This is a genomic window from Treponema pallidum subsp. pallidum str. Nichols (genome assembly GCF_000410535.2).
GTDB lineage: Bacteria > Spirochaetota > Spirochaetia > Treponematales > Treponemataceae > Treponema > Treponema pallidum.
Map to the genome: position 1 here is coordinate 366,169 of NC_021490.2, position 19,126 is coordinate 385,294.

At 53.6% G+C, this 19,126-nt stretch carries 21 protein-coding genes; 13 read left to right on the forward strand and 8 right to left on the reverse strand.

The features are described 5' to 3' along the window. Window positions 1-56 precede the first annotated feature (56 nt). Window positions 57-617, forward strand: a complete 561-nt coding sequence (cmk, locus tag TPANIC_RS01675) for a (d)CMP kinase (protein WP_010881790.1) — start codon at window positions 57-59, stop codon at window positions 615-617. After that, window positions 611-1,444 (forward strand): HhH-GPD family protein, encoded by an 834-nt coding sequence (locus TPANIC_RS01680; protein ID WP_010881791.1) that lies wholly within the window; start codon window positions 611-613, stop codon window positions 1,442-1,444. Before cmk ends, TPANIC_RS01680 begins: the two co-directional genes overlap by 7 nt. Before the next feature lie 4 nt (window positions 1,445-1,448). On the opposite strand, the gene mfd is transcribed toward TPANIC_RS01680, so the two are convergent. Then, entirely contained in the window at window positions 1,449-4,871 is a 3,423-nt protein-coding gene (mfd, locus tag TPANIC_RS01685) for a transcription-repair coupling factor (RefSeq protein ID WP_010881792.1), read from the reverse strand. A 152-nt stretch (window positions 4,872-5,023) separates the two neighbouring features. Here mfd and TPANIC_RS01690 point away from each other — a divergent pair, with 152 nt between their 5' ends. From TPANIC_RS01690 to TPANIC_RS01700, 3 genes are all read left to right on the forward strand, one after another. Beyond that, entirely contained in the window at window positions 5,024-6,115 is a 1,092-nt protein-coding gene (locus TPANIC_RS01690; RefSeq protein WP_010881793.1) for a phospho-N-acetylmuramoyl-pentapeptide-transferase, read from the forward strand. 156 nt (window positions 6,116-6,271) lie between these two features. After that, window positions 6,272-6,973 carry a DUF2715 domain-containing protein gene (locus tag TPANIC_RS01695; protein WP_010881794.1) on the forward strand — a complete coding sequence of 234 codons (702 nt, stop codon included), beginning with the start codon at window positions 6,272-6,274 and terminating at the stop codon, window positions 6,971-6,973. A gap of 88 nt (window positions 6,974-7,061) precedes the next feature. Next, window positions 7,062-7,772: a DUF2715 domain-containing protein gene (locus TPANIC_RS01700; protein WP_014505469.1), complete on the forward strand. Its 711-nt coding sequence runs from the start codon at window positions 7,062-7,064 to the stop codon at window positions 7,770-7,772. A gap of 19 nt (window positions 7,773-7,791) precedes the next feature. Here TPANIC_RS01700 and TPANIC_RS01705 read toward each other — a convergent pair whose 3' ends face one another. Further along, window positions 7,792-8,907 carry a Gx transporter family protein gene (locus TPANIC_RS01705; protein ID WP_237249930.1) on the reverse strand — a complete coding sequence of 372 codons (1,116 nt, stop codon included), beginning with the start codon at window positions 8,905-8,907 and terminating at the stop codon, window positions 7,792-7,794. After that, window positions 8,886-9,416: an FKBP-type peptidyl-prolyl cis-trans isomerase gene (locus TPANIC_RS01710; RefSeq protein WP_010881797.1), complete on the reverse strand. Its 531-nt coding sequence runs from the start codon at window positions 9,414-9,416 to the stop codon at window positions 8,886-8,888. The genes TPANIC_RS01705 and TPANIC_RS01710 overlap by 22 nt, the downstream gene beginning before the upstream one ends. A 212-nt stretch (window positions 9,417-9,628) precedes the next feature. Between TPANIC_RS01710 and TPANIC_RS01715 the strand changes: the two genes are divergently transcribed. From TPANIC_RS01715 to TPANIC_RS01725, 3 genes are all read left to right on the forward strand, one after another. Further along, on the forward strand, window positions 9,629-10,915 hold the full coding sequence (locus TPANIC_RS01715) for a glutamate-5-semialdehyde dehydrogenase (RefSeq protein WP_014342789.1): 1,287 nt from the start codon (window positions 9,629-9,631) through the stop codon (window positions 10,913-10,915). After that, window positions 10,912-11,802, forward strand: coding sequence for a glutamate 5-kinase (proB, locus tag TPANIC_RS01720; protein ID WP_010881799.1), 891 nt, complete (start codon window positions 10,912-10,914; stop codon window positions 11,800-11,802). The genes TPANIC_RS01715 and proB overlap by 4 nt, the downstream gene beginning before the upstream one ends. A gap of 131 nt (window positions 11,803-11,933) precedes the next feature. Beyond that, on the forward strand, window positions 11,934-12,191 hold the full coding sequence (locus TPANIC_RS01725; protein WP_010881800.1) for a YdbC family protein: 258 nt from the start codon (window positions 11,934-11,936) through the stop codon (window positions 12,189-12,191). Here TPANIC_RS01725 and rnhA read toward each other — a convergent pair. Then, the gene (rnhA, locus tag TPANIC_RS01730; protein WP_014342386.1) at window positions 12,188-12,697 is read right to left on the reverse strand and encodes a ribonuclease HI; all 510 of its coding nucleotides are present in this window, start codon (window positions 12,695-12,697) and stop codon (window positions 12,188-12,190) included. The genes TPANIC_RS01725 and rnhA overlap by 4 nt on opposite strands. 262 nt (window positions 12,698-12,959) lie before the next feature. Here rnhA and tmk point away from each other — a divergent pair, with 262 nt between their 5' ends. Continuing rightward, window positions 12,960-13,586, forward strand: a complete 627-nt coding sequence (gene tmk / locus TPANIC_RS01735; RefSeq protein ID WP_010881802.1) for a dTMP kinase — start codon at window positions 12,960-12,962, stop codon at window positions 13,584-13,586. Here tmk and TPANIC_RS05260 read toward each other — a convergent pair. Next, on the reverse strand, window positions 13,553-13,936 hold the full coding sequence (locus TPANIC_RS05260; RefSeq protein ID WP_010881803.1) for a hypothetical protein: 384 nt from the start codon (window positions 13,934-13,936) through the stop codon (window positions 13,553-13,555). The genes tmk and TPANIC_RS05260 overlap by 34 nt on opposite strands. Window positions 13,937-14,188: 252 nt before the next feature. On the opposite strand from TPANIC_RS05260, the gene TPANIC_RS01740 reads away from it, so the two are divergent. After that, on the forward strand, window positions 14,189-14,458 hold the full coding sequence (locus tag TPANIC_RS01740; RefSeq protein ID WP_013945017.1) for an RNA recognition motif domain-containing protein: 270 nt from the start codon (window positions 14,189-14,191) through the stop codon (window positions 14,456-14,458). 182 nt (window positions 14,459-14,640) lie between these two features. Next, window positions 14,641-15,300, forward strand: coding sequence for a biotin--[acetyl-CoA-carboxylase] ligase (locus TPANIC_RS01745; RefSeq protein ID WP_013945018.1), 660 nt, complete (start codon window positions 14,641-14,643; stop codon window positions 15,298-15,300). A 4-nt stretch (window positions 15,301-15,304) separates the two neighbouring features. Here TPANIC_RS01745 and TPANIC_RS01750 read toward each other — a convergent pair whose 3' ends face one another. Together TPANIC_RS01750 and TPANIC_RS01755 are read right to left on the reverse strand one after the other, a co-directional pair. Beyond that, window positions 15,305-16,885, reverse strand: coding sequence for a 1,4-alpha-glucan branching protein domain-containing protein (locus TPANIC_RS01750; protein ID WP_014505473.1), 1,581 nt, complete (start codon window positions 16,883-16,885; stop codon window positions 15,305-15,307). Window positions 16,886-16,896: 11 nt separating this feature from the next. Continuing rightward, a complete protein-coding gene (locus TPANIC_RS01755; protein WP_010881807.1) occupies window positions 16,897-17,532 on the reverse strand; it encodes a DUF4912 domain-containing protein in 636 nt (211 codons plus the stop codon). A 216-nt stretch (window positions 17,533-17,748) separates the two neighbouring features. Here TPANIC_RS01755 and TPANIC_RS05425 point away from each other — a divergent pair, with 216 nt between their 5' ends. After that, a complete protein-coding gene (locus TPANIC_RS05425) occupies window positions 17,749-17,919 on the forward strand; it encodes a hypothetical protein (protein ID WP_014342791.1) in 171 nt (56 codons plus the stop codon). Here TPANIC_RS05425 and TPANIC_RS01760 read toward each other — a convergent pair. Then, window positions 17,916-18,719, reverse strand: coding sequence for a lysophospholipid acyltransferase family protein (locus TPANIC_RS01760; RefSeq protein ID WP_014342391.1), 804 nt, complete (start codon window positions 18,717-18,719; stop codon window positions 17,916-17,918). The genes TPANIC_RS05425 and TPANIC_RS01760 overlap by 4 nt on opposite strands. Before the next feature lie 120 nt (window positions 18,720-18,839). On the opposite strand from TPANIC_RS01760, the gene rpmB reads away from it, so the two are divergent. Then, on the forward strand, window positions 18,840-19,076 hold the full coding sequence (gene rpmB / locus TPANIC_RS05265; RefSeq protein WP_010881810.1) for a 50S ribosomal protein L28: 237 nt from the start codon (window positions 18,840-18,842) through the stop codon (window positions 19,074-19,076). Window positions 19,077-19,126: the final 50 nt, after the last annotated feature.

Consider the following 19,126-nt stretch of genomic DNA (forward strand, 5'->3'; position numbering starts at 1 on the left):
AAGTGAGACAGGCTGCGAATGGATGGTGATGCAAAGAGCGGAGTGCGGAGGGGTGCGTGAGTAATCGGTGCGATGTGTCTGGAAATAAGGCGGTACGCATAGCAGTTTCAGGCGCGTCAGGGTGTGGTAATACCACCGTGTCTGCATTGCTTGCGGAAAGACTGGGACTTCCCCTAGTGAATTATACGTTTAGGAATATTGCCCGGGAGTTGGGTATCTCTCTTAGTGAGGTGCTCGAGCGTGCGCGGACGGATAATCATTTTGATAAAGCAGTTGATGCGCGGCAGCTCTGTCTTGCGATGCGTTCTTCCTGCGTGGTAGGGTCGCGCCTGGCCATTTGGTTGGTGAAAGATGCCGCGCTGAAGGTATATCTTTTGGCTTCATTAAAAGAGCGGGTGAAACGTGTTCTCCAAAGGGAGGGAGGGGACGTACAGGATGTTGAGCGATTCACGTCTATGCGTGACGCTGAAGATATGAGTCGCTACAAAAAGTTGTATCGTATTGATAACACGAATTACAGTTTTGCAGATCTTGTTCTAAACACAGAAGGGTGCGATCAAGAAACAGTGGTGAGTATTATTATTGAAATGTTACGCGCTAGAGGGATAGCTTGGTAGGGCTGAGCCAATCTGCGGGTGATATAGAAAAGTTTCAAAACGCCATATTGGATTTTTATGCACAGCAGGGCAGGGATTTTCCGTGGAGAAGTACTTGCGACGCGTATGCGATACTGGTGTCTGAGTTTATGTTACAACAGACACAGACGGAGCGGGTGTGTCCGAAGTATGCAGAATGGCTTCATCGTTTTCCTTCTTTGGAGTCTCTTGCGTGCGCTCCATTTGCGCACGTGCTCCAAGCGTGGATTGGATTAGGATACAACAGGCGCGCTCGTTTTTTGCATCAGTCGGCAAAACTCATTGTTGAAAGGTATTGTGCAGTAGTTCCTGATGACCCGAGTGAACTAAAGAAGCTCCCCGGTGTCGGTGACTATACTGCCGCTGCAGTTGCTTGCTTTGCGTACAATAAGGCCACCGTGTTTTTAGAAACAAACATCCGTGCAGTGTTTATACGCTTTTTCTTTCCCGATACGCACCAGGTCAGTGATCGGGAGTTGCTCTCGCTGGTCCGGTGCACCCTGTATGAGGAAAATCCTCGGCGTTGGTACTACGCACTGATGGATTATGGGGCAGTTCTAAAAAGGAAGATTACAAATCCTAATCGTCGCAGCAAGCATTACGTGAAGCAGTCACCGTTTGAAGGTTCTCTGAGGCAGGTGCGTGGAGCGGTTTTAAGAGAGATAAGCGGCATGCAACACGCGGTGCGCGAGAAAACGCTTTTCGCAAAGCTGTCCTTTGAGCACGAAAGATTGAGCCGCGCTCTAGACTCGCTGGTAAGCGAGGGACTGGTAGTAAAAACAGAGGCTGGGTATTCCATCGCTGATTGATTCTTTATGACTCAAGACGCTTGAGTATTTCACAAATAAAGATGCCTTTCTCTTTTATTTCAATGGCATCTGATGTGAGGATCAGCATGTTGGGCTGCTTTGCGTCAAGGCGAACGCGATCGTTGGAGGTCTGTACCAGGCGCAGTATCTTTTTGAAGGCAGTGTCGCAGACCTTGTCAAACTCAATCAATAAGCTTTCGTGTGTTTCTTTGAGTGAGAGAATGGCGAGCTTTTCGCACCGCACTTTGATTTCTGCCACGGTAAACAACCCAGCTGCTTCCTCAGGGATAGGACCGAACCGGGTGATAGTTTCCGTGCGTATGCGCTCAAGCTCCTCATGCGTATGAGCTGCAGCGATTTTTTTATACAGTTCCATTTTAATTTCATCTGCGGCAATGTACGTATGGGGGATGAACCCTCGGTAATTAAGATCGATGACGGTTTCTATCCTTTGCTCGTTTGGAGCATGTTGGAGGCGTTCTATTGCCTCTTCTAACAGCTGTACATACAGGTCGAATCCGACTGAATAGATATCTCCTGATTGTTCTTTGCCTAATAGATTTCCTACCCCGCGAATCTCCATATCTTTTAAGGCGACTTTGAAACCCGCCCCAAGGTCAGTAAAGTCAGAGATCACCTGTAAACGTTTTATTGCAAGGTCTGAAAGTGCCACGTCGTGATAGTACAGCAGATACGCATATGCTTTTTTGTCAGACCGACCAACGCGTCCCCTGAGTTGGTAGAGCTGGGAAACCCCGTACATATCAGCTCTATCTATGATGATAGTATTTGCATTGGGAACGTCGATACCATTTTCAATAATGGTGGTAGAAAGCAGGAGCTGGAACGTTTTTTGATAAAACCTTTCAAAAATGTCTTCCAGTTCTTCTGACCCCATGAGACTGTGGGCAACGCATATGGATAGCTCAGGCACGAGTTTTTGGAGCATACACTTTACGGATTCTAAGTTTTCGATTCTGTTATGTAGGTAAAAAATCTGCCCCTCACGATCTAGCTCTTTTCTGATTGCAGTGGCAACAAGGTTTGGATCAAACTGCTGGATAACCGTTTCTATAGGTAGGCGGCCTTCAGGAGGGGTGGTGAGCAAGCTCATGTCTCTGATTTTGAGCATACCCATGTGAAGCGTTCGGGGAATGGGCGTTGCACTGAGGGAGAGACAATCTACATTAGTTTTCATCTGCTTTAATTTTTCTTTATCCTGCACACCGAAACGTTGTTCCTCATCGAGGATCATCAACCCAAGATCCTTGAAGGACACGTCCTTTTGGATAAGCCGGTGGGTACCCACAATAAGATCGATATCTCCATGCGCGAGTTTGGCGAGTATGTCCTTTTGTTCAGATTTAGGAACAAAGCGTGAGAGCTTCTCGATTCTGACGGGAAAGTGTTTAAACCGATTGCAGATTGTGCGAAAGTGTTGTTCCACTAGTAAGGTGGTAGGGGTGAGGAACACCACTTGTTTTCCTCCCATTACCGCCTTAAATGCCGCGCGCATTGCAATCTCTGTTTTTCCGTATCCGACATCTCCGCACACCAGCCGATCCATGGGGACGGCTTCTTGCATATCCTGTTTGACTTCTTCAATGCATATGCGCTGATCGTCTGTTTCTTCGTAGGGGAATGCTGCTTCAAACGCATACTGCCATTCGTCATCTTTTGGGAAGGCGTGGCCGCGCGTAGTTTTTCGCAGAGAGTAGAGTTCCACTAGTTTTTGCGCGATGTTTTCAACAGATTTTTTGACACGTGCTTTTCTCGTTTCCCATGACTTTGACCCAAGGCTATCTAAGTGAGGTTTGTTCCCTTCATTTCCAATGTAACGTTGCACCAGATGTGCCTGCTCAATAGGGATAAGGATCGTTTCTTCCTGTGCATAGAGGAGGTTTACGTAATCACGTTCTGACTGTGCTGTTTTTATGCGCTCTATTCCCTTAAATAAACCGATGCCGTACTGCGCATGCACCACGTAATCCCCGGGATTTAATTCCACAAATGTGTCGATAGGCGTGCTCCGTGCGCGTTGCACTGATTGAGGAGTTTTTCTGCGGCGACCGAAGATTTCGCCTTCTTGAACGATCAGTATTTTGAGAGCAGGAATGCTAAATCCTGCAGAAAGCGCGCAAGGTAGCACAGTGACGTCGCAACCTTTGACTAGTGCTCTGATGCGCAGTGCCTGCTGCTCACTTTCTGCAAAGACGAAAACGTGCCATCCGTCTTTTGAAAGACGGAGTAGCTCTTCTTTGAAGTAAGGAATGTTACCGAAGAAGCTGCGTGCAGGATCGCTTGCCAAGCATATACTTTCGCACGCTGGCAGCTGTGGAAAAAAGTGAGTGAAATACACCGTGTGCAGGTGGAGCGCGCAGACAGCGGAAAAATCGAGCACTATGTGTTCTGGTTGAGGATACCAGCGCGCAGGTACATGTTCGTGCGCGAGTTGCATTTTATGGTAGAGGTTCCGACACTCGTCTTGGAGCGCGCGTGCACCGTTGTGCTGGCGTTCGTAGTCAAGATAAAAGACGCTTGGGGGTGAAGGGCTGTGGCGAAAATATTCGAGAACGCAGGTGGGACGTTCAAAGCACAGTGGATAGAACATTTCCTCCCCTTCATACGTTTTTCTGTGGGTGAGTTCTTCGATACACGGGACGCAGTGGGCAGGACATTCGGACAGTTTTTGGAGATTTTGGTGGAGGAACGCTATACGCTCCTCACTCCAAAGAATTTCTTTTGCAGCGTACAGTGTGCACGCAGATACCTCTTGCAGGACGGCACACGTGGACACCGCCAGTATATGGATACGTTCTATGGTGTTAAAATCACACACGATTCGGTACGCTTGTGTGTTGTCAGCAGCCTGCGCTGCGGCAGCGATATCGAGAATTTCTCCCCGGAGAGAAAACTCTGCGCAAGCGCTGACGTGGTCGACACGTGCATATCCCCATTGCATAAGCTGGGCAGCGAGCGTGTGGATCTCGATGTGCTCTCCCACACGGAAGGAGCGTTTGAGGGTACGCACATAATCGAGGGGAGGAACGGGGGTGAGCAGTGCACGCTGGGTGAAAACGAACGCGCATGGCGCGGTTGCATCGCGCTGTGCGAGTGCGCACAGCGCCTCTACCCGGTGAGAGAACACGTGTGCGTTAGGTGAGACAGGGCGGTAGGGCAGCGACCCCCACCAGGGCAGCACGCGCGTAGGAACTGCTGCATGTGCAAGGTCGGTGCAGACGGCGGCGACGTCCTGTTCGGTAGGGACTACGAGCACTATGTGTGCGCAACACGTGCGCACGTATTCGCCAAAAAAGTAGGACCGCAGTCCACCGGTGCACCCTTCAACGCGGTAGGGAAAGCGTGCGGCACGCAGCGAGCGCAGCGCATGCTGGAGCTCATTCCAAGAATGGAGTATGCCACGCACAGGCTCCTGGGTACGAGCGTGCATTTCTTGAGCGCGTGTTGACACACGGCCGAGTGTAACGGAGCACTGTGCCTTGTGCTAGTCCCTGAGCGAGAAGGATGCAGCAGGAGAGGGCAAGGGAGGAGAACAGGAAGGAGCACCGGTAGTAGTTGATGGGGTTAATTTTTTTCCGTTATGATCGCTGCTATATGTTGTCGGTGTTGTCGTATCTTCACGTGTACTTTGGGCCGTTTCGTCTGTTGCAATCTTATGCGGTGTTGATGGGGATTGCCCTGTATGCGGGATTCTTTTTTACGTATGGGGTGTTGCCCAGTGCGTATCGCTTTTTGCCCCAAGACAGGGGGCGTGCGTTTGCGCCGTGTGCACAGGAAGCAGCGGGTAAACCCACAGGGGCAGGAGTGATTTTTGTGTCCGTCTTTGTGTTGTTAGTGTACCTGCTTATGCGTCCGAGTTTTGTGCATGCGCTTATATTGCTGCTGACGTGGGGGGTGATGCTCACCGGATACTTAGACGATTGCGCGCAGGTGTGCTGGGGGGAGTATCGCAAAGGCGCGTTGGACTTTTTGTTTGCGGTGCTGACAGCAGCGCTGTTGGGTCATTTTTATTTTCACGATCAGGTGTTCTGGTGGTTTCCTTTTTTTTCAGATCCGGTGTTCGTCTCTCCTTTTTTATTTTTTGCCGGTTCGGTGGTGATTTTGTGGATGTCAATTAACGCAACCAATTGCACAGACGGGGTTGACGGGCTTTCGGGAGCGTTGGTGTTGATGGCGCTTCTTTCGATGGGTACGATTTTTTACTTTTTGTTGGGAAATGTGCGTGCGGCGCAGTACCTACTGGTGCCGTTTGTAGTGGATGGTGCGCAATGGGCACTGATGAGTTTTGCACTTGCCGGGGCGCTGATGGGGTATGTGTGGCGTAATGCACACCCTAGTACGGTGTTGATGGGAGACGCAGGCTCCCGTGCGCTGGGGTTTTTCATTGGGGTGTTGGTGTTGATCTCGGGCAATCCATTTTTGCTGTTGATGACAAGCGGTGTTATTTTGGTGAATGGGGGTACGGGGCTTCTAAAAGTGGTGTTGTTGCGTTTTTTTCATGTGCGGATCCTGAGCCGGGTGCGCTTTCCGCTCCATGATCACATGCGTGAGAATTGGCACTGGTCTACGGCGCAGGTATTGCTGAGGTTTATGATTTTACAGGGACTGCTCACGATTGGTCTTTTGGGGGTTTTGTTCAAACTGCGGTAGAGGGAGGGCACCCCTTGCGGGGCACGCCGGGCCGAGCGAGGGCGACGGTGCGGAGTATCCGGCGCCTTGACGTGCGTTTATTTCTTTTGCTAGCCTGCCCCTAATTGCTTTCCGTTTCCGGAATGATGGTAGAGGAGACAGGGCGGAAGGCGTGGGGTGTGTATGGTGCCGGTGAGAAGGTTCATAGCGGTGTGTGCGGTGACGGCGTGTGCCGGGCCGTGTTTTTGCGTTCAAGCGTTTATCTCTTCTCGGATCGGGTATGGGCGCTTTGGGATATATGGGAACGAGATAAAGGACTCCTACTACAAACATGTTCCGATGACGGGACTAGGGGTTGACGTGGTAACGTCTTCAGGCGTTGCGATGGTGTTCAATGTGGAGACTGCGTTGACGCAGCTCATGTTTCGCGCGCAGGCGCTGCTGGGGTACGCGTTTGAGGTTGGCAGGTTCCGCTTTACACCTGCCATTGGCGGCAGTTTCCTTGCGTCGCACGACCACGCCGCAGGGGTGGCTCTGTCGCTTGACTTTCAGTATTTCTTTAATGATTGGGTCGGGTTGGACCTGAACATAGGCGCGGGGGTGGATGTTCCGGTGAACAGTAACCTGCGTTACCTGATGCGGGTGGGGACGCCGGAGTTAGCGAAGATTCTCATCACGCATACAGTGACGCATGGACTGGCTAATCGCTGGATATCAGGTCCCCACTGGTGGAATTCTCTTTCTTCGTGGGTCGGGAATACCGCGGGAAAAGTGGCTGGATTTGTAGCGCGTTTGATAGCAAATTATCTGCTGAAAGGCTCACAGTACAGCATGTTGGTCCCAGTGGTTGTTCGCCTGGGGGCGGTATACAAGGTGTGAGGGAGTTGGCATTCGGGGGGCGTGTGCGGAAATGAAATGGAGTGGGCTCTGTCTCTTTCTCCGGACGGGGGGGGGGGGGTGCGAACAGATGAACGGAAAGCGTGTGTTTCTGGGCATTGTCGTGGTGGTCTGTGCCGCGCGCTGTTTTTGCGCGGACGTGTTCTTCTCCTCGCATCTGGGGTATGGGCGTTTCTACGCCGTGGGGAAAGACATTGAGGGGCAGCACATGCACGTTCCAAGCATTGGCGGCGGCGTATGTGTGGTGGCAGACAGCGGGTTTGCCTTCGCCTGCACGGTGGACGCAGCCCTGACCCGTATAATGCTGAAAACTCAGGCGCTCTTTGGCTATGCCTTTCGGTGGGGAGCGTTCAGCCTCATCCCCTTGCTTGGGATGGATGTGATTGTGTCGAGCGACCACGCGTTTGGTGTTGCCGCGCAAGTGTCGTTCCAGCATTTGATTTCTGAGTGGTGGGGCTTTGCCTTGAGTGTGAGCGGCGGGGTGGACTTTCCGCTCAACCCTAACACCCGCTTTTTAGCAGGTAAGCTGCCTGCAGAAACGGTGCAGCGCGTGGCGCTCGTTGCGCTGCGGCAAAAGCTTATTAGCGAAGGGATTATCAAGGCATTGGATTTGGGCTGGTTTATTACCTTCGCTCTGACCGTTGTTGCCGAGGGATTCAGTTGGATTGTGTCGCAGAGCGCTTGGATTGCGCAGAAGGCGGTGAATTACTTTTTGAGCGACACCACGCGTTGTCTCATTCTCCCGGTCACGCTGCGGGCCGGTCCTACCTTTCGAATATAGCGTGCGGGGGGGGGCGGATTTAGCGGCGCGTTGGCGTCCGCTGTCGAGTTGCCCAGAGCGCGAGAAGAATGCGGTCGATTTCTTGTGTAGCGTTCCGTCGTGCGCCGCGCAGCTTGAACGAGCTCAGCCGGTGCATGAGCGAAAGCGCGTGGACGACTGTCTGCCCGAACTTTCCCGGCAGGTGCGGCGGCACGCGCAGTATCCACTTTGAAAGGTATACCATCCCCGAGGCCATGCAGGCCTGGCGCGCTCCTGCCGAAAGCGCACCGCTCGTCAGGGGGACCCCAAGCACCGTTGCCCACACGCGTCCAACCGGCGGTCTAAGGTAGCAGGCGAGCGTTCCCACCCACAGCCCTGCCAAGGTCATCCAGCGGATGCGTCCCCCCGTTGCCGCATAGAGCAGCAGTGCGATCCCGCACACGGACGCCTGCACGCTCAGCCGCGGCACACACAGCAGTATCAACAGGAGCAGGAGTCCTGTCCCCATCCGTACATAACGCAGCACACGCGGCCTAAGCCCGTGTTCCGAACACGGCGCCGTGCATTCACACCCCGCCTGTACCGGAAAAAAAAGAGACGCAGGCGGTGCGGTGTCTTGTTGTCCGCATGCCGCGTTCTGCAGGTGCGCGTACCACTGGGAGTGGGAGAGAAAATGGCCGGTTAGCGCTCCGAGTAAGGTACTGCTCACTGCCCCCAGCGCGCAAAATAGCGGGAGTACGTACCACACCCCCGCGCCAAAAACGAGCACCCGAGCAAGCGTAAGCTGTATCACGTTTGAACAGAACGCACCCATCACGCTTATCCCCACGCACGAAAGGTACCGGCACGGGACGAACCGCAGCGCATACATGAGCGCACCCGAAGCGGTGCTCCCTGCAAGCGAGAGGACAAATACATAAGAAAAGAGCGTCCCACTCACCAGAGCCTGCCCTATTACCTTCAGGAATACTAAACGCGCGTACGCACAGAAAGGGAGCAGATCCGGCGAGATCAACAGCGGCAAATTCGCAAGCCCCACGCGAAAGAAAGGCAGCGGCTTTGGAATGACGTGTTCAACCGTAGAGAGAAAGAAACACATGCCGCCTAAAAGCGACACTAACTCATCGCGTACGTCTAGTGGCAGCCTGCTCCGCACGAGCCGCACCCTCCCGCGCCGCTCCCACAGCCACCGCCGCTGGTGCTTTCCCGAAACAGAAGTGCAGCTAAGTCATCGTCCGTCGCCTCTCGCACAGAGCGCACAGCCACCTCAAAGTGGAGCGTCTTCCCCGCGAGGGGATGATTTCCATCTACAATAATCGTTTCACCTTGCACGTCAGTGACGGTCACCGGTCGACTGTCACCCCCGCTTCCTGCATCAAACCGCATGCCCACCTCTATTGGCACGTTTGGAGGAAACTGATCTCGCCCCACTGTCATGCGCAAGTCCTCCTGCACCTCTCCATACGCTCCTACCGGAGGAATGGTTACTGAAAACTCCTCCCCCTCTTCTCGGTTAATTAAGGCGGTCTCGAGGCCAGGAATGATCATGCCGTGCCCCTGAACATACTCGAGCGCACCCATCACGTCGGAAGAATCGATGATCTCCCCCGTGTCATCTCGCAGGGTGTACTCGATGTTCACCACACACTCATTTGCGATTTTCATGCGCGGCATGCTAGCACAGGCAAGATACTCACGGCAAGGGCAGTTTCTGTGCCGTGTGCCCTTGACAGAATCGCCGTTATAGGGGATAAGCCGGGCGAGGTGTTGGGAGCGTGTGGTCCACTTCTTGCCTCTTGCGCGGTGCTGTGCGGTAAAAGAGGGGGCGTCGCGTTCGAGTAAAATTTTCTCTTAAGCCTTAAGTGAGATACCCCATTATGGTAGAGGTCTACGCGCGGTTGCGCGCTGCTGTTGCTCGGTTGGCGGTCTGTAGCGCTGCGGAGAAGGACGGTGCCCTGCGCGCTGTGCGCGATGCGCTACATGCGCAGCGGGAGGATATCCTGCGTGCAAATGCGCAGGATCTTGCGCGGGCGCGTGAGGCGGGTCTTGCCGCACCGCTTGTCGCCCGGCTCGCGCTGAGTGAACACCTTCTTGAGGACATGTTGCGGTCTTTGACTGTTCTTTCGCTTCAGCGGGATCCTATCGGGGAAATTATAGAAGGGTACACTCTTGCGAATGGACTGGAAATCCGGAAGGTACGTGTTCCTCTGGGGGTGGTGGCTGTCATCTACGAGTCTCGGCCCAACGTGACCGTAGATGCGTTTGCACTTGCGTACAAAAGCGGCAATGCGGTGCTCCTGCGCGCAGGTTCTGCAGCGAGTTATTCAAATGCCGCGCTTTTGCGCGCAATTCACGTGGGTTTGAAGAAAGCGCATGGTGTCGTGGACGCGGTGGCTGTTCCTCCCGTTTTGGAGGAAAAATATGGTGATGTGGATCATATCCTCCGCGCGCGCGGCTTTATCGATGCGGTATTTCCTCGTGGGGGGGCGGCGCTTATCCGGCGCGTCGTGGAAGGCGCCCACGTGCCAGTTATTGAAACCGGATGCGGCGTGTGCCACCTATACGTAGATGAGAGTGCGAATATCGATGTGGCGCTGCAGATTGCAGAAAACGCGAAGTTGCAAAAACCGGCCGCATGCAATTCAGTCGAAACGCTGTTGGTGCATCGTGCGGTTGCGCGTCCTTTTTTGCACCGTGTACAGGAGATTTTTGCCACCTGTGAGGAGACTACGCGCAAGCCCGGTGGTGTGGATTTTTTTTGTGATGCTGAGTCTTTCTCCCTTCTCACAGAAAGGGGCGCGAGAAAAAATGTTTTTCATGCACAGGCAGAGACCTGGGATCGGGAATACCTGGACTATCAGGTATCCGTGCGGGTGGTGCCAAACCTTGAAGAAGCACTCAGGCACATTGCTCGTCATTCTACGAAACACTCAGAGGTTATTGTCACGCGCGATCGTGCCCGTGCGCGTCGTTTTCATCAGGAAGTAGATGCTGCCTGTGTATATGTCAATGCTTCAAGTAGGTTTACCGATGGAGGGCAGTTTGGCATGGGAGCAGAGATTGGGGTCAGTACGCAAAAATTGCACGCGCGCGGTCCGATGGGTTTGTGTGCACTGACTACTTCAAAATATCTGATTGATGGAGAGGGGCAGGTGCGTCCGTGATCCGTGCGCTTTTTGCTGCGGCAAAAAAAATTGTGATAAAGATTGGGTCAAATACGCTTGCGCAGGCAGATGGTACTCCTGATGAGGAGTTTTTGGCGGAGTGTGCTCGCGCCTGTGCGGCGCTGATGCGTGACGGCAAGCAGATAGTTGTGGTGTCGTCTGGCGCTCAGGTTGCAGGGATTTCTGCGCTCCATTGCCTTTCATCTCCTCCTCAGGGGGCGGGTTTAGAGCGTCACGAATCGCGCGGCGTTATTCCGGGTGATGGTGCGTCCTGCAAACAGGCGTTGTGTGCGGTGGGTCAGGCGGAGTTGATAAGTCGTTGGCGTTCTGCGTTTGCAGCGCACCAGCAGTGCGTGGGCCAGTTTCTGTGTACGAAGGAGGATTTTACTGACTCGGACCGCGCGGCGCAGGTACGCTACACGTTGTCCTTTTTGCTCGAGCGCAGGGTAGTACCTATCCTTAATGAAAATGACGCGCTCTGTTGCAGCGACGTCCCCTCTGTACCCGCCGACCGGCGGGTGTCCCTATCACCTCAAAAAAGGATTGGAGATAATGACAGTCTGTCCGCGTTTGTAGCGCTGTTGTGGCAGGCAGATCTTTTGCTTTTGTTGAGTGACATTGACGGCGTGTATGACAAAGACCCAAAGGCACACACAGATGCGCAGCACGTTCCTCTGGTGACGGACGTGTCAGCGCTTGTGGGTAAAACGAGCATGGGTTCTTCCAATGTCTTTGGTACGGGTGGGATTGCTACAAAGCTGGATGCTGCGCGTCTTGTCACGAGGGCGGGAATTCCTCTGGTGCTGGCAAACGGGCGCCATCTGGATCCGATCCTGAGCCTTATGCGCGGGGATGCGCGGGGGACACTTTTCGTGCCTGTTTCTTAGAGAGCGACGTGGGTATGCGCAAGTGCACGCATTGTGCCCTATAATGCGCGGCGTGCGGTCAATTTCTGACGTGTAATTTTTCTCGGTGGGGCGACGTCTCCGTCTGTCTGTTAATTCGGTGGTGTGTTTCGATGCGAGAAAAGGAAGGAGGTGTGGTGAACGACGATTTTCACTATGAAGTGACGCGCAACTGGGGCACGCTTTCCACATCGGGGAATGGCTGGTCCCTCGAACTGAAGTCTATTTCTTGGAATGGCCGGCCAGAGAAATATGATATCCGCGCGTGGTCCCCAGACAAGAGCAAGATGGGAAAGGGGGTAACGCTTACGCGTGCAGAGATTGTAGCCCTGCGCGATTTACTAAACAGTATGTCCCTGGACCCGTACTAGGGACAGTCTGCAGTGCTTTGTGCAGCGCGGCGCGCAGCGTCGGTGGCTAGCCGGTCGCACAGTTCGTTGTACGGGTCTCCTGCATGTCCTTTTACCCAGCGCCACTCGACGGATAGGGCGTCGGCGAGTGCGCTGAGCGCTTCCCACAAATCCTTGTTCTTGACCGGTTGTTTGGCAGCCGTTTTCCAGCCGTTGTGTTTCCAGGTATGGATCCACTGGGTGATGCCTTTGCGTACGTATTGGGAGTCGGTGACCACTACCACCGCCTCTGCAGCGCGTCCGTGTGCCTCTTGCAGTGCGTTGATGACCGCGCACAGTTCCATGCGATTGTTTGTGCTCGGGTAGGCGCTGCCGCTTCTAGTGAATGCGGCAGCTTCTGGTGCGGTTTGTCCGGTTTCTAGAAAGGGTACGTCTGAGGGCACCAGAGCAAACGCCCACCCGCCCGGACCCGGGTTTCCCAGACAGGCGCCGTCAGTGTACAGGGTAAGTGCAGCGTGCGCGTTCATAGTCGCGCCTACGGTAACAGTTTTGCGCCGTGGGGACAATGTATTGGTCCGACAGTTGGTGATGGAGCGAAGATATTTTCGCAAGGAGGGAGAATGAGGCGCGCACGGATTGTGCAGGAACTTTGGTACGCGGGACGACGGTTTGGTTTTTGCGGTACGCTGTCTTATTCTGCAAGGCGGTGTACACGTGCGCGTTGCACTTTCTCCTCGGGTGTACATGCTGCACTGTTTTTAGAGGAAAGCTAACACGGAGAGGGCACAGATGAATATTCTGCATAACTTTGTTGTATTCGAAGGTATTGATGGCACAGGCACGAGTACACAGTTGCGTGCGCTCGAACGCCATTTTCAGGCCCGTAAGGACATGGTCTTTACTCAAGAGCCTACCGGAGGGGAGATTGGCACTCTCATTCGGGATGTGCTGCAAAAGCGTGTGATCATGAGCTCTAAGGCATTGGGATTGCTCTTTGCCGCAGATAGACACGAGCACTTGGAAGGTGCAGGAGGCATTAACGATTGTCTTGCAGAAGGAAAGATAGTGCTCTGCGATCGGTATGTTTTTTCCAGTTTGGTGTACCAAGGCATGGCGGTGTCGGGTAGTTTCGCGTATGAATTAAATAAAGAGTTTCCGCTTCCTGAAGTTGTGTTCTATTTTGACGCGCCTATCGAAGTATGTGTTGAGCGTATCACCGCACGTGGGCTGCAAACGGAACTGTATGAGTACACGTCTTTTCAAGAAAAGGCGCGCAAGGGGTATGAAACTATATTTCGCAAGTGCCGTCATTTGTACCCTGCAATGAAAGTGATTGAAATAGACGCGCGCGAGGAAATTGAAGTTGTGCATGAGCGTATTCTTCACCATCTGCGCGAATACAGGCGTCTAAAATAGTGTGTGGACGTAGATACACTATCTGAGGAGCAGTGGAGAGTATATATCAGGAACGTGCTTTGCAAGCGGAAGGCGCGTGCTCGGTAAAACGGTGCTGCACCGGCGCAGCATAAGCAAAATAATTGGAAAATTTGTCCATAGGTTTTTGTCGTCCGGTCACAGTGCTCAGTGCCTTTTTCTAGGCTGTTTTTCAATAACTGTTTATGTAGACTGGACGGGTCTTCCTTTCTCAACTCACATATTCTTTTCGGGGACATGCTGCCGTTGGCAGACGTTGGGTGTGACGGGTGTTTCTCTGGTGTGTAAGAGGAAGATATATTCCCCTTTTGTATCTGCACTGACCCCTGCACGGGGTACAGGCTATTGACGCTTCCTTTCGTCTGTGTGTCTTCACTGTTGCGTGTACGGCGCGTGAACGGGCCATATAGATAGATGCTTGACGGGGTCTGGTTGCCATGTTAGGATCCACCAAGCGTGACTATTCTTTTCTGGCCGCGTGTGATGCATAAGACACTCCCATAGCACCGTTAAGAGTCTCGCGAAACCTCCTCCGTATGGAGAGGGGTAATCCAATTGCCGTGGAACGGCGAAGGTTCTGTGTTATGTCCGCAAAGATTTACGTCGGTAATTTAAATTATGCCACCACTGAGGCTGGATTGGCCTCCCTTTTTTCTCAGTTTGGGGAAGTGCTGTCCGTGGCTGTAATCAAGGATAAGCTTACGCAGCGGTCGAAGGGCTTTGGTTTTGTTGAGATGGAAAGCGCAGAATCAGCCGAGTTGGTTATTAACGAGTTGAATGAGAAGGAGTTTGAAGGGCGTAGGCTTCGCGTTAACTATGCGGAGGAGAAGCCGCGTTTTCCCTTTAAGAATTAGTGGAGGATGGGGAGGACTTTCCATCGTGGCGCATGTTTTTGGCGTAAGGTGCTTTCGCGTGCGTTATCTCATTTCTCGTCGTCTTTTGGTTCTCCCCGTTTGTGTGCGTCGCGGTGTGTTTGGTTCCTGTTAGGAACCCCTTCGGGGCTTCTGTCTATTTTGCTCCCAAGACTGCTAGTACTATGGATGAGGCTGCGTCTCGCGCCCAGGGTTGCGAGGAGGGTGCCGTCTTTTGCGCTGGTGAGCAGGTTGCTGGACGTGGTCGTGGTGACCAGAGAAAGTGGCAATCGGAGCCGGGAAAGAATCTTTTGTGTACTGTCGTTTTGCGGCGTGTTGCTTTCCCTGCGTTTTCGCTCTGTGTTGGATATGCGGTCGCTCTTGCATACATGGCCTTCCTCGGAGGTGTGTGCGCACCGCGCATTAAGTGGCCCAACGACGTCCTGGTGTGCGATCGTAAGATCGCCGGGGTGCTCTGCCAGGTGCGCGCGGGAGCGCTTCTCGTGGGTATTGGGTGTAACCTCCTGCAGGTGAAGTTTCCGCCCGAGTTGTCGCATGCCTGCTCTCTCGCGCAGATTGTCGGAGGCGAGCGGTGCCCTGATCCGTTTGCTTTCCTTCCTGTGCTGTTGGATCGGCTGTATGCCTGTGTCATGGCGCCGCCGAGTATCGGCGTGCTTGAGTCGTGTCTGTGGAAGCAGGGTGAGTACGTCTGTTTCCGCGAATGTGCGGGAACACGTCCTCCGATTCTGGGTCGTGTTGTCGGATTGGCCGCGGACGGCGCGCTGTGCATAGATAGCGCTGGGTCGATGCGATCGTATTACTCTGGGGAGATCGCCTTTTGGTGAGGTGTCATTTCTTTTTACTGAAAAAGCGAAAGTTAATTTCAGAGAACAGTGGTAGCTCGCGTTCGCGCCGCATTAGCCACTGTGCACTTACCTCTCCGGAGCCGAGCGCCTCGTATACCCTCGTAAAGGCCTTGAGGTGGTCGGCGCACTCGCTAGCGGCGTACTCGGGGTAGCGACAATGGTTCCCTAAAAGGGGCCAGAACAGCGACTGACACAAAAGCACATCACGTGCTGCCATGTTCAGTAGGCGTTCGCGAAAGCCGGTGTCGTGTGCAAAGCGCTCTGTGAGGTCGATCATGCGTTCTGTGGTTTTTTGTATTGCAGGATGCATCCAGTCGTTTGCGCTATTAATAAGCTCATCCGCATAACCTCCCCCCAGTGAAGATCCAAAAAAGGGTTCAATGATTGACACCCCCACTGCGGGGCAGGTGAGCGCCGCCGTACAGGACACGCGCATTTGCGCGCTTTCTGCAACGGTGCGAAATACGGCTTCAAGCCAATCCATCCCCTCTGCCCATGCAACTCCAAATAGTGATGCAGGGAATACGCACACCGACATAGCCTCGAAGGGAGCGGTTGCGTGGACTACTTTTTCAAATATTTCTGTCCGATTACGCACGAACGCCCGCGCATCAGCGACACACGTGCGTTGCGCTTTTTCTTGCTCATACGGCGTGCCTGAACGGGCCTGGTACAGATACCCAGTAGCCATGCGTTCCTTGTGTGGTTCAAATAAAGGGTACAGAGCCTCCTCAGGCAGTATAAACCCAGCATCTTGTTCTGTATTTCCGTACACCGCCTGTGTACAGAAGGAATGCGTGGCGCCATGCACTTCTGCAGTGGCGACACGGTCCTTTCCTAAGCACCACAAGCCATTGGACGTCTGTGCAGGCTCAAAGATGCCACGTCGGGGTACGCGAGTGCCAAACAGGAAACTATGTGTTTCCAATATGGTGTACGAGAATCCGTATGATTTTATAGTGCGCTCAAGCGCTGGTGCATAGCCAAGTTCAGGTAAATAAAAACCGCGGGGAATTGAGGAAAAATGTTTGCGGTAATTAATAAGCCCCATTTCGATTTGGGCGGATATAGATTCGGGCATGTCTTGGTAGAAGGGTAAGAAACAATTAACTGCCGTTGTTGCGAGTAATTCAATGGAACCTGTGCGGAAAAAGTGATTGATGCGTTCAAGGAGTGCCCCATCGCAGTGATCAAAATAATCCCGGTGAGAGCGAAGAGACCGAAGCACTGCTTCAGCTTGCACGCGCTCTTGGAGACTGTTCCTCAGGCGAATGGCTTCCCGTTCTCCGAATTCGATGAGTGCGTCGAGTGCACGCCGGTATCGGTCCATAAGCACGCGGTTAGCGAGCATTTCGCACAGAACGGGCCCGATAGCGAGGGAGATGTTAAAAGGAACACGCTCACGTTCGAGTGTTTCGCATAAGCGGAGTAGGGGGAGGTAGGTATAGGAAATCTCGAGAAAAAAACGGGATTCAGCGAGGAGAGAAGATGCGCCGGCCCCTCGGACGAAGGGAAGATTACAATCGAGAACAAATGCAAGAGAGTGCACTGGCATTTTCTTCATGAAGGTCCCACTTATGAGCACACAGGAAGAGACGTGCTTGGGTAGGTTTCCTCAAGCAGGGGAAGCCCACAGAGGCTGAGAACTTCTGCGCCGGTTGGATCCTCGGGGTTAAGACTCCGTTCTATGACGCTGCGCTGGAGCGTGACAACTCTGGATTGAGCAAGGATGCGTTCGCGTTGGAGCATTTTGCAGCAAAGATCTATGCGATTAGCATCGTCGGCCAAGGACAGGTGCACGTAACGCTTTCTGTCTTTGAGGGGTACATCAATATCGAAGTGGTCGAGCGAGGTGTGCCAGCCATGACCACCGAGGGAGTGCACGCGCAGAAAGAACGACCTAAATTGAGGACTCTGGGTGAGTGTGCAAAAGAGTTGCTCGTGGATATCCCAAAAGACAAAGAACCAAAGCGGGTCACGGGCAAGGATATGGATTTCGGTGGTATTGTAGGCACACGAAGTCCCCTTTGATTCAAGGGACTGGGGAGCGCACGGAGGGTTCAAATCAAGAGCGCTGTGGTAACAATCAAGGATCTCGCCAATGACAAGTCTTCGATTAAGATCCTCAGGCAAGCAAAGACCGAGCTCATCTGCAAGCGCAAACAGCTCCCCGGTTGATCTTGACTCCAAAAACGACTTAGTGAGCGCCACGCCTACCCCACCCAGGGTGCCATTATGGGAACAGGAAAAATCTCTGTCAATATGAGGCCATTTTTTCTCATTCCACGGTTCTATATCGCGATGCAGAGAGTACGTACCGCCGGTAGGCGGGGCGAGTGTCGTGTCTTCCCCCTAGAATTCGCCATACGCTTGACCAAAAGGACAATGTGATGCAGCCTGGCGAGCGAGCTACTAGGAGGTATGAAAATGGCTGGTGCCAGCAAAAATTCGCGTACTGCGGCGGCGACGCAGCGCTTTAACTGTCCGTGCGGGGGAGAGGTGGTGCTGAGGTCTATTGTTGATAACGGAAAGGTGAAGAACATCGCTGAGTGTCCTAAGTGCAGGCGTGTTGAGCGTCGGCCGCGTGACTTTAACTAGGAGTCTTTGGAGGCGCGCGTGAGGCACTCGTCTTGAGGACAGGTGGTCTCCGAGCGCCAGACGTCTAGCTGCGCTTGAATGAGCGCTTTTGCCTCGCGTAGGAGGGAGAGCTGTTCGTCTTTGTTGTGGGGTGCGGGGTAAACGCCGAGCACTTTGACGCGGTAAGCGCTTCCTTTAAGCTTCTGTCCTATTTTCAGCAACGGGCGTAGGTTCCACCCTCCGTCCAACGCGCATACAACTACGGGGAGTGGGAGCCGTGCCGTGAGCGCACGGAAGCCTGCGGCGTGGAAGATGCGCAGGGCGCCGTTTCTTGATCGTGTCCCTTCAGGGAAGATCACAGGGAGCCATCGCTCTCGCATGACGTGGTGTGTAAACGTTTCGAGCGCTTGCATCGCCTGTGCTCCTGACTGATGCCGGTCTACCAGGCAGTGCCGACCGCTTTTGAGCATGGTGGACACAAGGGGGACGAAGCGCGCGAGCTCTCGCTTTGCTACGAAGCGCAACCTCGGCGCATCAATATAGCCAAAGTAACGCATGAGTGCAGGGGTGTCTAGCACACTTTGATGATTTGAGACTACAAGGTACTGCGTGGGCAGGTGCTCAGCGTGGGTGTAGTCGCTGTAAAACTTAAGTCTTCCGTAGGTATGTAGAACGGCAAAGATAGTCCGTGCACCCCAGGTGGATACCGCGTGATTAACCCATCTGCATCCCGGGCGGTACAGTGCGTAGCAGAGGGTGTTTGCAACTGCCAGCGGTGCAAGAACAGCGATACTTACGACGATGGAGAGAATTCCGCACATGAGGGCGCTCCTTCTGCGTTGGTTGACCACCGCACAGGGGAGCATTATGCCATAAAGCGCGCGTGCGCGCCTTTACTCTGGCGGACCTTTTCTTTATCATCGGCGGCGGAGACATGAACGATGGCAAGAAGATGTGGACTGTGTGGAAAGGGGACGATCAGCGGGTGCGCCGTGAGTAAATCGATGCACCACTGCAAGCGGGTGTGGAAACCGAACCTGCTCGCAGTGAGAGTAGTTGTAGATGGCTCTGCGCTGAACATGCGGATTTGCGCGCGCTGCCTACGCAGCAACCCTCTTATGAAAAAGGCTCAGCCGCGGGCGAACGCGCCGCTAAGGGCGGCGGCGCCCAAGCTCTGACGCGAGCGACCAAACGGCGAAGAGAAGCACGCCGCATGCGCCGCTGGCTA